Source organism: Gluconobacter sphaericus, assembly GCF_016757795.1.
GTDB lineage: Bacteria > Pseudomonadota > Alphaproteobacteria > Acetobacterales > Acetobacteraceae > Gluconobacter > Gluconobacter sphaericus.
The window spans coordinates 1,139,285-1,153,826 of sequence record NZ_CP068419.1; the positions used below are offsets into that span (position 1 = coordinate 1,139,285).

Consider the following 14,542-nt stretch of genomic DNA (forward strand, 5'->3'; position numbering starts at 1 on the left):
TCACGAGGTCAGCGGATTAGGCGCCGTTTTTTTTCCTTCCTCGGACACACGCCAGCAATACCAAGCCAACGTCGAGCGATGGGGAGCGAAACGTTCCGTTTCCTCTTTCAGTATTTTCGGCTTGGGAGGCAAATCCATTTTCCGGATCCGTCTCCATCCCTCCCGCACGCCGAAATCATCAACCGGCATCACGTCAGGCCGGTTGAGCGTGAACATCAGGAGCATCTCGACCGTCCATCGACCAATGCCACGCAGGGTGACAAGACGATCGATCAGCTCTTCATCCGTCATGGCAGATGCCTCGGCGCGACTGGGGACGAGACCATCAAGTCGGGCCTGCGCGAGGCCTTTCATGGCCAGAAGTTTGTTTCCCGAAAGACCACAGGCCCGCAGTTTTTCTTCGGAAAGGGACAGAATCCGCCCGGGCGCAGGTGGCGGTCCGTCAACGCTCTCCTGCGCGCCCAGAAGACAGAGGCGGCCGAATATTTTTCGGGCCGCCGCGCCATGTAGCTGCTGGCCGGCGATGGCCCGCAGAAGAGCATCATAGGGTTCCTGCCCGTCATCCCCGCGCAGCGTGCATGGCCCGATACGGGCGATGACAGCGGCAAGATCGGGATCCGCGCCTAGAAACAGCGTGGCAGAATCAGCCATCAGGAGCATGCCTTTCCAGAAGTTAAGGTTTGCGTGACTCTTTGTGTCTTTCTTGGGTCTCGCATTACTGTCATGATACGCCAATACAGACGCCCACCCCCAGCCCCGGATAACCAGCCTGCCGGATGACAACCCCGACCGCCCTGGTGCAAAAGGTCTGGCGATGATGCGACGCCACCTTCTCTTCGCCGACCGGCTGTTTTCTGCCAGGTCCTTTTCAGACGGGCTGTGCCGCGTATGAGCGGAACGGTTATTGTCACATCTGAAAAGCCGCAGAAGCGCGAACCCCAGCTCTTCGCCCCCTCGGCGCGGACCGCTCCTGCACGCCCGCAACACGCCCCCGCCGGAACTCGGGAGCGGCTGAGGGATTACGTTCCGCCATCGGTTCCGGTGCGCCCGGTCCTGACGCCGATGATGCGGCCGCAGACCATCGTCGAGAACGGGCCGACGGTTCCGTTCATTTTCTCGGCGGGACTGCACGTGGCCATTCTGGCGTTCCTTCTGATGCAGCATCATGGCATGCACGGCTCGCCTGCTGGGCAGGAACAGCCGCAGGTTGAAATGGTTTTCGATACGCCGCCGTCGAAAAGCAGCATGCGCGGCCCTCGTGCGCGCGACGAAGGTGGCGCTCCGCCACCTCCGTCTGCACAGAGCCCCGAAGAAACTCAGGAAAACCAGCAGCAGCCACAGAAGGAACAATCCACGCCCACACCGGCCGTCCCGACCCCCGAGACACCCGCCGCGCCTGATGTCCCGCAGGAACCTTCGGCCGAATTGCCCAAGACAGCGCCAACCCCGGCCCCCGTCACACCGGGCGCGGCCCCGAACCAGCGCAGCCAGCAAACATCGCCGCATGCCCATCACTCGCAGCGTTCTGTTCGCTCCGACCGGAACAACCCGTTCGCGCATCCGATGGATCTGTCGTTCGGCGAGCAGCCCTCGCCCTATCGCCACCGTCGTGGACGTGCGTCCGGTTCCGGTGGCCCGATCGATATGTCCCTGGGGCCACTCAGCATGAATGGTGCCATCAACGCGCCGTATCAGACCCGCACGAGCGTCAAGGGCGTCAGCGAGGATTACGGCGGGGAAATCGACCGCTGGATCCGGGCTCATATGTACTATCCGGAAGAAGCTGCCCGCGCCGGCGAGGATGGTCCGTCGTCAGTGCATGTCGTGTTGGACCGTTCGGGACATGTGAAATCCGTCCGGCTGGTGAGCCAGTCCGGATCGTACTCGCTGGATGCCGCGACGACCGGCATGTTCCAAGGGGCGCATCTGCCGCCGGTTCCGCCGGACATGAAGGGCGACCATTTCGATATCGACGTAACGATCAACTACATTCTGATCCGCCGGTAAGGAGGACGCACGGCTTCGACAACGGAGCCGCAATCCCATACAGTCCACCGGGTCACTGCCCTGTTACCGGAGCCCCGATGCGCCGCTTCTGTTTTGTTCTGCTGCCTCTCTGCTTTCCCCTTGTTCTGGGAGGATGCTTCAGCCTTTCGCGACCTTTCGCCGACCCTGGGCAGCAGGCCAGATATTTGACGACGGCCAATCTGCCTCCGGCCCGGCTAGCCGTCCCAACCCCCACGGAGTCCCTGCTGTCTGACGATGCTGCCGCCCTCTGGGCCCATGACATGGCGCAGGCGATGGTCGGCCAGTCCGTCCCGGCCATCGCACAGCCTCGCAAAAAGGGAGACTGGTGGCTGAAAATGAGCGCGGCCACACGGAACGGGGCCATAGTACCCCATTACGTCATCATGACACCGGAAGGAAAAATCCGTGCGGAAACGGATGGTCCTGCCGTTGATATGGCAGGCTGGAGCGCTGGAGACAGGCTGGCACTTCAGGGCGCCGCTGTTCAGGAAGCTCCGCAACTGGCGAACCTGCTGACGGGCATCCAGGCCAACATGATGCAGCAGGACCCGCACAGTCTCATGAACCGGCCGGCAAAGATCTGTTTCAAGGGTGTCACTGGCGCCCCCGGAGACGGAAACATATCCCTGGCCCGCGCCTTCTATGCGTCTCTCCCGGACAAGACCAACACGGTGACGACGACCGAAAAAGGCGCGGATTTCGTCGTCCGCGGCACGGTCGATCTCAAAACGGGCGCGCCAGGCAGCACCGGGCACGCAGTCGATCATATCGAAATCGTCTGGCATGTCCTGACCCCGGACGGGAAGGAAGCCGGGGCCGCAACCCAGCTTCACGACATCGCACCTCATTCGCTGGACGGGGCCTGGGGCGATGCAGCTGACATGGCCGCCGATGAAGCCGCACAGGGCGTACGCACCATCGTCACCAACTATTCAGGCCGTAACCACGCCCCCCTGCCGGAAACAAAACCCGCACCGAAAAAAGCAGCCTGAGACTTTTGCCCTCCGACAGCCATGCTTTCTTTTGCAGGACTGGTACGCACAAACAATGAGACTGGATGGATGACAGGGCGCTCCTGCACTGTTAGAAGGCCCACAACTTCCCTGTCGGACACCGGACGAGGCCGTTTTTCATGAAGATCGTAGCCTGCAACAGTAACCTGCCGCTGGCCCGTGCGGTCGCACATGAGCTGCGGATGCCGCTGTGCAAGACCGTGGTAAAACGCTTCGCCGATGGCGAGGTGTTCGTCGAGATTCAGGAAAACGTTCGCGGTGAAGATGTCTTCGTCGTGCAGAGCACCTGCATGCCGACGAATGACCATCTCATGGAACTGCTGGTCATGCTCGATGCGCTGCGTCGCGGGTCGGCCAAGCGCGTCACAGCCGTCATGCCGTATTTCGGCTACGCCCGGCAGGACCGTAAATCCGGCCCCCGGACGCCCATCAGCGCCAAGCTGGTGGCAAACCTCCTGACCGAAGCCGGCGCCAACCGCATCCTGACGATGGATTTGCACGCCATGCAGATCCAAGGCTTCTTCGACATCCCTACGGACAACCTCTATGCCGCGCCGCTTTTCGTGCGCGACCTCAAGACACGTCTGCCGGACCGTGAACTCATCATTGTATCCCCGGATGTCGGTGGTGTGGTCCGTGCCCGCCAACTCGCACAGCGCCTGAATGTGGATCTCGCCATCATCGACAAGCGCCGTGAGCGTGCCGGAGTGTCGGAAGTCATGAACGTCATCGGTGACGTCGCCGGCCGCTACTGCGTGCTGGTAGACGATATCATCGACAGTGGCGGATCGCTGTGCAACGCTGCCAATGCCCTCATGAGCCGTGGCGCAGAAGGCGTTGAAGCTTATGTCACTCACGGCGTTCTGACTGGCAATGCCTGCCTGCGCGTGAAAGACAGTCCTTTGAACATGCTAACACTGACTGACAGTATTCCGGCAACCGAGGCTCTTCTCGAAACCCCGAACATCCGTCAGATCACCACAGCCAACCTGCTGGCCCGGGCCATGAGCGCCGTTGCCGATGAAAGCTCGGTCTCTTCTCTCTTCGACTGATTTTTCACCGGCCTGCTTCATGGTCCAGCCTTCGTGAATGGACTTCCCTATGTCGCAGATTGCCTCCAAGCCATATTGGTATCTCCGTCACGGTGAGACCGACTGGAATTGTCAGGGACTGGCACAAGGTCGGACTGATATTCCGCTCAATGAAACCGGCCGACAACAGGCTCTGCAGGCTGGCAGGGCTCTTGCTCGCCTTTTCGACAATGAGCAAAAACCTTTTGCCCGTATCGTATCCTCTCCTCTGACACGTGCTTTCGTCACGGCAGAAACTGTTCAGAAAACAATTCAGGACTACACGGGTATCACCCTTCCGCTGCATGTGGATGATAATTTACAGGAAGTCTGCTTCGGAATTCAGGAAGGCACCCCCATGGGGGATTGGTACAGACCATGGATTGAAGACGGCCTTACCCCCGAAGATGCTGAAAGCTTTGCATCATTGACCGAGAGAGCTCGTCTGGCCGTTAATGATGCACTGAAAAAACCCGATATTCCCCTGATTGTTGCGCATGGTGCCCTGTTCAGAGGGCTGCGACATGCGATGAAGCTTCCGGTCGACATACGCCTTCCCAATGCAGTACCGGTCGCGTTGAAATTCACGCAAGCAGGTTGGCAGACTGAGATGCTGGATACATCAATCTCCGCGACAAATTGCGCTCCAATACACCCCACTGGCCCTCTTGAATATAAAAGTAAACAATGATCTTATAAAAGATCTTCTAGAGGAGAATAATGGAATGGAATTCTTCCATTTAAAAACATTTCATGGAACCACTCTATTTTTCTGTTCGGAAGATCGTATCTTAAAACATTCAAATGAAAAACAGGCGTCGTACATTGACGTCGTCATTGCCCAATCTTCGGAAAATCCAGCTTTCTTTATTGTCGCACCCGTCAATATCGGGGAGGACGTGGAAAAAATTTATCCTGAAGAAAACACCCTTTTCAAGGATAGGTTTTTCGTTTTTGAAACCGGATTTCAAAACAATAATAAGTTGTCCCTTCTTTCCCTTGAAGAAAAAAAGTTTTTTTCAGCAGATCCCTTTGGAAATCTTGCCTTCAATCGAGATGAAAGCCGAGAATGGGAATTTTTTTTCTTATCTCCCAACCGGGTTACAATAGACGAAAAATCTACAACAATATTTAATGAAATAAATAAGTTTATTTCAAATAAAAACAATATAGAAAAATCCATTTTTGAAATAAGTCAATCGAACAAAAATATCAGGGTTGAGATTTTTAATATATTTATCCGATCCCTGAACGCAACACGTCGTAAAATTTTTTCCAAGATCCTTATAACTGCTTTTCTCAATCTCCCCGATGAAAATTATTTCAATATTCTTGAAATAATCAACTATATCCCTCACGCAGAATGGGTCCACAGGACACTCCTAGAACTAGCACAGTGGAATATGCGTAGAAATGGCTGTTCCATCAGAAAAGCCGCAGGCGAATATGATTTCCTAGGGTATGGACATATCAGAGATCGCGGAAACGGAATTTACTGGGGATCTATAATTCTTGGTATCGCCCGGGAAGCGATCGAAAGCAGACAAGACATTGCTCTTCTGGCGACAGCCCGAGATGAAGGGATTTACTTTCTGGAATGGATAGCACATCACCGCGTCATCGGAATAAAAGATTTCTTTATTTATACCAATGACAATACAGATGGCTCTGATGCCCTCCTGCAAGTTCTTGCGAAAAATGAAGAAATTACCTGGATCAACAATACCGGAAACCATATCCCGGGCATCAACATGCAGTACAAAGCCTACAATCACGCTTTGACAACACTTCCTGAAATTCTTGATTTCCGCTGGTGTGCAGTTGTCGATATCGATGAAGCCATTCTTCCATCACAAGGAAGTAAAAATAGTATACTCCCTATTATTTCCGCCCGAGATGAACAGGGCGTAGACTGCTTTTTCTTGAACTGGAGAGTGTATTATCCCAACAACCATTTGACATGGTCAAACGGATTGTCTGCAGACCGCTTCATAGAAGGCGATAAACATCCTCTTGTTAAGTCCATTTTTAAAACAAATCTATTTAATTATTCCTACGCACATCATCCGGAATGCTCATACTCTGGACGAATATATGCGACGGTAGATGGAAATATTTATTCCCAGAATCAGACGACAAATGAAGATTTGAACTTTACGCAAACCCCGACGGAATGGGCTCATGTCTGTCATTACCACCTACGTTCCTTCGAAGAATATATCTGGAAATTTTCTCGTGGCGAAAATGACGGAAAAGGTGTCATTAAAAACAAACATTTCAGATACAATAACCCTGCGATTTTTGATTTATTCGCGCAGACTTTTAAGGTTGAAGGAGTATCTACTGCTTCCCGTCTATCTGAAGATATATATGCCGAAGTGCGTCGTCTTCTAAAAATCCCTGGCGTCTCAGACGCGATACAAGAAATAATTTCAAAATACCACAAGGCATCTGCAGTCTTCGTTGAGGAAAGTCTTCAGATCATGTTACTGGATGATCGAATTGACTCACATACCAAGCAGACATGGGAAAATTTATGTTCTTTATGGAGACAGGAAAGACTTCAAAAATAATATAATATTTAAGAAAAATATACCATAAATATTTCTTAAATCTATAAAGCATTGATATTTACTGCACACTATTTTTTCGTATATTCTCAGGTGGCGGTGTGCTGTCCAACCTGAGAAATTCGAACAATGAAGAGCATTCAATTTTTATTGGAGAAGAGGCTTTAGAGTCCTTTTGGAAATTGAGCGTGAGTGGTTTTCAGGGTGTCTGTTGCGTGATTCAAACTCAGGATGTGGACGCCAGAACAACGCGGCCGAATGGCCGACATTACAGGCAAGACGAAGCGTTATCCGTCTGATCTGACCGATGAAGAATGGGATCGCATAGCGCCCCTGATGCCGCCTTTGAACCGGCGTGGCTAGGAAATGTTGCCTGTTCATTTTGGTCCATGGCAGACCGTCTATTGGTGGTTCCGCAGGCTAATGCGCCGTTTCCTGTTTCAAACCATCCATGATGTCTGCCTGATGCTTGATCGTGAAGCTACGGGACGCGAGGCCAGTCCATCTGGGGGCGTTATCGATAGCCAGAGTATCAAGGCTCCTCATGCAAAGACCCGTGGCTATGACGCCGGCAAGAAGATCGTTGGCCGCAAGCGTCATATCGCGGTCGATACCGATGGCCGACTGCTTCTGGTCAGGCTGACACCAGCCGATATTTCGGATAGTGCGGGTGGACAGATGATCCTGGATGCTATCCGCCAACGCTGGCCGTGGGTGAAGCATTTCTTCGCAGATGGGGCCTATGACCACCTGCAGTTGATGGACAAAGCCGCCTTTCACGACTTCACGGTCGAGATCATACGGCGCTCAGATACGGTAAAAGGATTTGAAATTCTGCCACGTCGATGGGTCGTTGAACGGACATTCTGCTGGATGATCCGCTGGCGCCGACTGGTGAGGGATTACGAACAGCGTATCGACGTGGCAGAGGCCATGATCCACATCGCCATGGGAAGCCTCATGCTACGCCGAAATGCTCATCCCTGAATTTCCAAAAGAGCTCTCATAAGGAACCAGTGTTCCCCACCTGTAAATAAGAGCAGTCTTGCAGGCTTCCCTCTTGTGAAGGTCCACATGGCCGGTTAGGGCTTGAAGTAATTGGATTTACAAGCGGAATATCTTCATGTCCTCTCTGCGTCTTCTGACCGCCCTGACAGCTTTCAGCGGTCTGATCTCTCCCGCGCTTGCCCAGACCCAACCCATGCCGCTGCCTATGCCGGCTCCCGTTCCCGAGCCTCAGGATCGTCCCTTCCCGGGCAACCTGACGGTTTCGGTCGATGCGACGGATACGGTTCATCATGTCATGTCCATCCATGAGACGGTTCCGGTGCCGAAAGAGGCGCAGCAGAAGGGGGAGATGGTCCTTCTGTATCCAATGTGGATTCCTGGCGACCATTCCCCTACGGGCGTTATCGAACAGTTTGCCAGCCTGCGTGTACAGAGTGGGGGCCGCACACTGAACTGGAAGCGCGATACGGTTAACGTCGCCGCTTTCCACATTCCGGTCTCCAGCAGCACGCCGAGCCTGGATCTGCATTTCCAGCTTATGACCCCGATCGCGCCGGGTGTGGGCCGGGTCGTTATGACGCCGTCCATCGTCAACGTGCAGTGGGACCAGGTTTCACTGTATCCGGCTGGATACTTTACCCGCGATATTACGGTTCAGCCCTCCGTGCGTGTACCGCATGGCTGGCAGATCGGTTCGGCTCTCCGTGCTGCCACCTATGGCGATGAGACGCATTTCAACGCGACGACCTTCAATACGCTTGTGGACTCGCCGATCTATGCCGGGCGTTATTTCCGCAAGTTCGACCTAACTGGACCGGATCACGTTCCGGTTTCACTGGATGTTGTAGCGGATGATCCGGATTCACTGGACGCCACGCCACAGCAGATTGCCGCGCATCAGAACCTCGTGCGTCAGGCAACGTCTCTGTTCGGCTCGCATCATTATGACCACTACGACTTCCTGCTGGCCCTGACGGAAGAACTCGGCGGCATCGGCCTCGAGCATCACCAGTCCAGCGAGAACAGCGCGGCTCCGGGCTATTTCACGGAATGGGACAAGACGTTCCCTACGCGTGATTTGCTGGCGCATGAATACACCCATTCGTGGAACGGCAAGTATCGCCGCCCGGCCGATATGTGGGCACCGAACTTCAACACTCCACAGCGTGGCTCCCTGCTCTGGGTCTACGAAGGACAGACGCAGTACTGGGGCAATGTTCTGGCAGCGCGCTCCGGGCTCGTGACGAAGGATCAGGGCTTCGAAGCCTTAGCCTATATGGCGGCGTCCTATGACAACCAGACGGGCCGTCAGTGGCGCCCGCTGCAAGACACGACGAACGATCCGGTCATTGCGCAGCGCGCGCCGCTCTCCTGGCGCGATTGGCAGCGTTCGGAAGACTATTACGTCGAAGGCCAGCTCGTCTGGCTTGATGCTGATGCACTAATCCGCAAGATGTCGGACGGGCACAAGTCGTTAGATGATTTCGCAAAAGCCTTCTTCGGCACGAACAGCGGCAGCTTTGTTGTCAGCCCCTATCAGTTCGACGATGTGGTCACGACACTCAACAGCGTGCAGCCCTATGACTGGGCGAAGTTTCTACATGACCGTTTGGACACGATCCAGCCGCACGCGCCGCTCGATGGCCTGACCAATGGTGGATACAAGCTGGTCTACACGTCCAAGCCGACCTCTTTCATCACGGCGAGCGAAGCTGCCCGACATGCCACGGACCTGTCCTTCTCCCTCGGTCTGACCGTGAACGGCGCCGGACATGTGGGACGTGAACACTGGATGAGCCCGGCCTTCAAGGCAGGTGTGATTCCGGGCATGACGATCCTGGCTGTCAATGACATGAGCTTCACGCCGCAGCGTCTGCTCCATGCCGTCACGAACGCGCAGAAGGATCCGAAGCAGGTTATCCGTCTGATTGTGAAGTCCGGCGACCATGTCAGCACCGTCTCTATTCCCTATCACGACGGTCTGCGTTACCCGCATCTGGAGCGCATCGAAGGTACGCCGGATCGCCTGAGCGCAATTTACGCACCGCGTCCGTAAGAAGCGGATCGGGCTGATCTGATCCTGAGAAGGGTCAGGTCAGCCTGTCTGGGGCTCTGCCCCAGACCCGGCAAAGGGACGCAGTCCCTTTGATCCCGATTCCAATTAAACGGTTTCCAAATGCCGAAGCCTTTGGCGAGTTTCAGGGCAGAGCCCTGATCCTCACCACGGAACCAGAGACTTGCCGAGCGCCTTCTGCGCCGCCGGTGTCATACCCATATCATTGCGGTTCCACCAACCACCACCCAGAGCCTGGAACAGCCCCACGCTGTCGGAGAACCGCGCGCCTTCGGCCTGCACATAGGCCAACTGGGCTTGCGCATTAGTCTGTTGGGCCTGAAGCAGGACCAGTTCGCTGACATCACCCAGCCTAAGCTGCCCTTGAGCAATTTTCAGGCTCTGCGACGTTGCCTGTAGCGTATTCTCATTGGATTTCAGGGCATCAGCGTCGAACGTGACTGCATGCAGGCTGTCCGCCACGTCCTGAATGGCGGACAGAACGGTGGCTTTATAGGTCTCGTTGGCCTGAAGCAGGTTGTCGCGCGCTTGACGTTCGGCATGCAGGAGAGAACCACCCTGGAAGATCGGCTGCATGACGGTCGCAGCAATCGTCCAGTTGCCATAGCCTGGCTTGAAGAAATCACTCATGGCGCCGACGGCCTGTGCCGGCGTGGCGCTGAGCTGCACGTTCGGCAGACGGTTGGCGATGGCAACACCAATCTGGGCGCTGGCAGACTGGATCTGTGCCTGCGCTGCGCGGATGTCTGGACGCTGGTTCAACAGGTCGGCCGGCAGCGAGACCGGGAGGGTTTTCGGCAGGGTGAACTGCTCCAGTCGGAACTCAGGCAACGGCGAATTGGGGGTCACTCCAACCAGCACGGCCATCTGGTCCCGTGTCTGGGCCAGTTGCAGATTCAGATCCGGCAACGTCGCCTCAAGCTGGGCTACAGATGCCATCTGCTGGGCCATGTCCTGCCGCGATGCATTGCCGAGGCTCTGCTCGGCCGTAACGGTCTTCAGCACGGCACGCTGGCTGCGGATGAGCTCGTTCGTGGCGTCGATCTCGGCACGGATCGTGGCTTCCTCGATCGTCGCATTCACCAGATCGGAAATCATGGTCAGTGCGGTGGCTTCGAGCTGGAATTTCTGCAGGTCCGCCTGCGCTCCAGCGGCCTCGATCGCTCGGCGCGTTCCGCCCCACAGATCCGGCACATAACCGATATTCAGCTGCGCAGTGTGGACATTATAGAGCCACACATTCGAGTTCGGAACGGGAGAATAGACCTTGGACGTCTTGTTTCGCGTCGGGTTGAACGAAGCGGAGAGCGTTGGATACAGACCTGCACCCTCGATCCGCCGCTGTTCCCAGGCAGATTTGAGGCCCTGCTGCATGGCACGCAGCGATTGGTTGTTGGCAAGAGCCTGATTGACGAGCGCATTCAGGGACGGATTGCCGAACACCGTCCACCACTGGCCCGGAATATCCGCGCCAGACAGGAACTGCTGAGGAACAGTTGCACCTGTAACACCATGCCCGGCGGTCGCGGTCAGGGGCTCGCTCTCGTAGGCCGCGTGTTTTGGCAGATCAGGGCGATGGAAATCCGGACCGACCGCACAGGCGGAAAGCGCCGTCAGACATAGCAGAAACGACGCACGACGGAACATCAGAGAGCGCATCTTCATGATCCGGCTCCGTCTGTGGCAGATTGCGGATGCTTCTTCGCATCCCGGCGTTCAACCCACATTTCAAGCTCGCTGAAATAGACCGGCAGGGCGAACAGCGTCAGCAGCGTGGCGATCCCCAGACCGCCCACCACGACCGTTGCCAGACCGCGCTGCACGTCCGTGCCCACGCCCGTGGCAAGGGCAGCGGGGAACATGCCCGCCGTCGCGACCGTGGCAGTCATAAGAACCGGTCGGAACCGTTCGGCTGCACCAGCGATGGTCGCATCGCGCACGCCCAGACCTTCCGCGCGATGGCGGTTGATACTGGCGATCATGATGATACCGTTCTGCACAGCCACCCCGAACAAGGCGATGAAGCCCACGGCGGTGGCGATGTTCAGCGTCTCGCCCCGGACATGCAGCGCGATCAGGCCACCCAGCGTCGCCAGCGGCACGACACTGAGGATCAACAGGGCCTGACGGATCTTGCGGAACTCCGCGAACAGCAGCACCAGCATGACAGCGAACATCACGCCCAGCGCAATCATCAGGCGCTTTTGGGCCCGCTCTTCCTGCTGGAAAGAGCCGGCCCATTCGAGCGTGTATTTTTCCTTGTCGTAGTGCAGCTGCTGATCGATGCGACCCTGCGCATCTGCCAGATACTGCGAGAGCGGTCGTTTGCCGTTATCCACACGGATGGTGATCTGGCGATGGCTCATTTCATGGGCGATGTTGCTTTCACCCATATGCAGCCCGACATGCGCGACCTGTGACAGCGGGATATAAGCCCCTTCCGCATCCAGAAGCGGAATCTGCGACAGGGCCTGCATGTCCTGCAAATCCTTGCGGCGGATATGCAGCGTCGCATTGTAGAAGCGATCATCTACATAGACGGTCGTGATGGGAGCATCGCCGATGGCATTCGATACCACGTCGGAAATATCCGAGATGTTGATACCATACCGGGCCGCAGCCAAACGGTCGGCCACTACGTCGATCTGTGGGATGCGCGGCTCCTGAAAGATCGACGCTTCGGCCGTCCCCGGAACCTGATGAAGAATGTCCACAATCTGTTGGCCAATACGGCGCAGTTCCTGGAAATCATTGCCATAAACACGCAGGACGAGTGGGCTGTGCGCTCCGCCGACCAGATCGCTCATATTGTCCTGGATCGGCTGGCTGATGCCGAAATCGATCCCCGGAATCCTGGACAAACGGGCGCGTAGACGTTCGACGAACTGCGATTTTGTCTCGCCGGACGGCCACTGGTCATACGGCTTGAGCCCAACCGGCATTTCGATATGAGACGGCGTCCAGGGGTCGGTACCGTCATCAGAGCGGCCAAGCTGAGTGATGGCGTAGGACGTCTCGGGGAACTCGCGGATCGCATGCCGTAGTTCGTTGGCAATGGATTCGCCCTTTTCCAGCGAAATACCCGTCGGCATCTGCACCTGAAGCCAGAGCGACCCCTCGTCCAGATCGGGCAGGAATTCACGTCCGATCGTCGCGCCCAGGATCATGACCGCGACCATGGCGGCAGCACCGGCACCATAAGCGATCAGTGGACGGTCAATGAAATGGCCGAGCCAGTGCGTGTAACGCGCATGCAGCCATTCCAGCGGTCGGTTGTGCCAGATGTGTCTGGGCTTGTGCAGAGCCAGATAGGTCAGGGACGGAATGAGTGTCAGGGCACAGAGCAACGCACCCAGCAGCGCGAAGCTGACGGTATAGGCCATCGGACGAAACAGCTTGCCCTCACTGCCCTCGAAGGCAAAGAGCGGGCTGTAGGCCACGATGATGACGAGCGTTGACGAGAAGATCGCCCTTCCTGCGCGCTGGGCGACGGATAGGACTTCGGACGGCACGAGCGCTTCGGTCGGGCGCTCCTCGCGGATACGGAGGATCGTCTCGGTGATGACGATCGCACCATCCACGATCACTCCGAAATCAATGGCGCCGAGCGAAAACAGGTTCGCCGACATGCCAAAACTGTGCATCAGCACGAACACGACTGACAGCGCGAGCGGAATTGTCACGGCGGTGACGATGGCACTGCGGGGGCTGCCGAGGAACAGGGTCAGGATCACGCCGACGAGGAGAATACCCTCGATCATCGTTTCCGTGACCTTGTGGGTCGTGGACAGGACCAGATGATCACGGTCCATATATGGCACAATGCGGACATGGCTCGGCGCGAGCTGTTGCTGGAGCTTGGCCACTGTGCTGTGGAGCCCGTCGAGCACGAGTGAGGGGTTTTCCCCGCTCAGCATCGTCACCACACCTTCAATCGTATCGGGATTCTTGTCCTTGCCCAGAATGCCCTGACGGACCTGATGCCCGAACTGGACCTGCCCCAGATCTTTGACGAAGACCGGGACACCGCCATGGCTGGCAACGACGATGTTGCCCATGTCATCCAGCGTATGGATCATGCCGATCCCGCGAATGATGTAAGACTGCTCGCCCCGGCTGACGCGGCCGCCGCCGGCATTGGCGTTGCTGTTGCGGATGGCCGTCAGTACGTCCTCAAGACCAACATGATAGCGTATCATGGAGGCCGGATCGAGAACGAGCTGGTACTCGCGAGTCAGACCGCCGAAATTGTCCACGTTGACGACGCCAGGCACATGCTGGATCGCCGGAATGACGGTCCAGCGCTGAAGATCGGACAACTCCAGCAGGTTCTTGTCGTCGGATTCCAGCGTATAGCGATAAATCTCGCCGCTCGGGCCGGAAATTGGGCCGAGCGACGGCATGGCACCGTTGCTTAGTGGGTTGTTGGCAAGCTGCGTCTCCACAAGCTGGCGCGCCGCGTAGACATTTGTGCCTTCACGGAAGATCAGCGTGATCAGCGACAGGCCGAACGTACTGGTGGAGCGGCTGTCTGTCACGCCCGGAACGCTGGCCAGCGTCCGCTCGAGCGGGATCGTGACCTGCTGCTCCATTTCCTCGGCAGCCAGACCTTCCTGCTGCGTCGTGATCGACACACTGACCGCGCCCAGATCCGGATAGGCCTCGACCGGTAGGATCTTCCAGGAAAGACCACCGAGAAGCGCCAGGATGAGGGCGGAAAAGAAAACGATGTTCCGGTGGTTGAAGCACCAGGAGATGAAACGTTCGATCATCAGCTCA

9 protein-coding genes and 1 pseudogene are annotated in these 14,542 nt (G+C 56.5%); 7 read left to right on the forward strand and 3 right to left on the reverse strand.

Going from position 1 to position 14,542, the window contains the following annotated elements; genetic code table 11:
• Positions 1 to 651, reverse strand: a complete 651-nt coding sequence (locus IGS75_RS05425) for a DNA-3-methyladenine glycosylase family protein (protein WP_408876142.1) — start codon at positions 649 to 651, stop codon at positions 1 to 3.
• A 237-nt stretch (positions 652 to 888) separates the two neighbouring features.
• Here IGS75_RS05425 and IGS75_RS05430 point away from each other — a divergent pair, with 237 nt between their 5' ends.
• The 7 genes and pseudogenes from IGS75_RS05430 to IGS75_RS05460 all read left to right on the forward strand — a co-directional run bounded on the left by IGS75_RS05430 (position 889) and on the right by IGS75_RS05460 (position 9,745).
• Positions 889 to 2,007, forward strand: a complete 1,119-nt coding sequence (locus IGS75_RS05430) for an energy transducer TonB (RefSeq protein WP_202257861.1) — start codon at positions 889 to 891, stop codon at positions 2,005 to 2,007.
• Between the two features lie 77 nt (positions 2,008 to 2,084).
• Positions 2,085 to 3,020 (forward strand): hypothetical protein, encoded by a 936-nt coding sequence (locus tag IGS75_RS05435; protein ID WP_202257862.1) that lies wholly within the window; start codon positions 2,085 to 2,087, stop codon positions 3,018 to 3,020.
• Positions 3,021 to 3,160: 140 nt separating this feature from the next.
• Positions 3,161 to 4,093 carry a ribose-phosphate pyrophosphokinase gene (locus IGS75_RS05440; protein ID WP_141353412.1) on the forward strand — a complete coding sequence of 311 codons (933 nt, stop codon included), beginning with the start codon at positions 3,161 to 3,163 and terminating at the stop codon, positions 4,091 to 4,093.
• Between the two features lie 49 nt (positions 4,094 to 4,142).
• Positions 4,143 to 4,802: a histidine phosphatase family protein gene (locus IGS75_RS05445; RefSeq protein WP_202257863.1), complete on the forward strand. Its 660-nt coding sequence runs from the start codon at positions 4,143 to 4,145 to the stop codon at positions 4,800 to 4,802.
• Between the two features lie 34 nt (positions 4,803 to 4,836).
• A complete protein-coding gene (locus IGS75_RS05450) occupies positions 4,837 to 6,684 on the forward strand; it encodes a glycosyltransferase family 2 protein (protein ID WP_202257864.1) in 1,848 nt (615 codons plus the stop codon).
• A 228-nt stretch (positions 6,685 to 6,912) separates the two neighbouring features.
• Positions 6,913 to 7,668 (forward strand): annotated as a pseudogene (locus tag IGS75_RS05455) (IS5 family transposase).
• A 136-nt stretch (positions 7,669 to 7,804) separates the two neighbouring features.
• The gene (locus IGS75_RS05460) at positions 7,805 to 9,745 is read left to right on the forward strand and encodes a M61 family metallopeptidase (protein ID WP_202257865.1); all 1,941 of its coding nucleotides are present in this window, start codon (positions 7,805 to 7,807) and stop codon (positions 9,743 to 9,745) included.
• 162 nt (positions 9,746 to 9,907) lie between these two features.
• On the opposite strand, the gene IGS75_RS05465 is transcribed toward IGS75_RS05460, so the two are convergent.
• Both IGS75_RS05465 and IGS75_RS05470 read right to left on the reverse strand, forming a co-directional pair.
• Positions 9,908 to 11,428, reverse strand: coding sequence for an efflux transporter outer membrane subunit (locus IGS75_RS05465; protein ID WP_228123913.1), 1,521 nt, complete (start codon positions 11,426 to 11,428; stop codon positions 9,908 to 9,910).
• Positions 11,425 to 14,535, reverse strand: a complete 3,111-nt coding sequence (locus IGS75_RS05470) for an efflux RND transporter permease subunit (RefSeq protein WP_202257866.1) — start codon at positions 14,533 to 14,535, stop codon at positions 11,425 to 11,427. Before IGS75_RS05470 ends, IGS75_RS05465 begins: the two co-directional genes overlap by 4 nt.
• Between the last annotated feature and the right edge of the window lie 7 nt (positions 14,536 to 14,542).

Coding starts and splice junctions, on each gene's coding strand:
- IGS75_RS05425 (WP_408876142.1), bottom strand. CDS start 651: ATGGCTGATTCTGCCACGCTGTTTCTAGGCGCGGATCCCGATCTTGCC.
- IGS75_RS05430 (WP_202257861.1), top strand. CDS start 889: ATGAGCGGAACGGTTATTGTCACATCTGAAAAGCCGCAGAAGCGCGAA.
- IGS75_RS05435 (WP_202257862.1), top strand. CDS start 2,085: ATGCGCCGCTTCTGTTTTGTTCTGCTGCCTCTCTGCTTTCCCCTTGTT.
- IGS75_RS05440 (WP_141353412.1), top strand. CDS start 3,161: ATGAAGATCGTAGCCTGCAACAGTAACCTGCCGCTGGCCCGTGCGGTC.
- IGS75_RS05445 (WP_202257863.1), top strand. CDS start 4,143: ATGTCGCAGATTGCCTCCAAGCCATATTGGTATCTCCGTCACGGTGAG.
- IGS75_RS05450 (WP_202257864.1), top strand. CDS start 4,837: ATGGAATTCTTCCATTTAAAAACATTTCATGGAACCACTCTATTTTTC.
- IGS75_RS05460 (WP_202257865.1), top strand. CDS start 7,805: ATGTCCTCTCTGCGTCTTCTGACCGCCCTGACAGCTTTCAGCGGTCTG.
- IGS75_RS05465 (WP_228123913.1), bottom strand. CDS start 11,428: ATGAAGATGCGCTCTCTGATGTTCCGTCGTGCGTCGTTTCTGCTATGT.
- IGS75_RS05470 (WP_202257866.1), bottom strand. CDS start 14,535: ATGATCGAACGTTTCATCTCCTGGTGCTTCAACCACCGGAACATCGTT.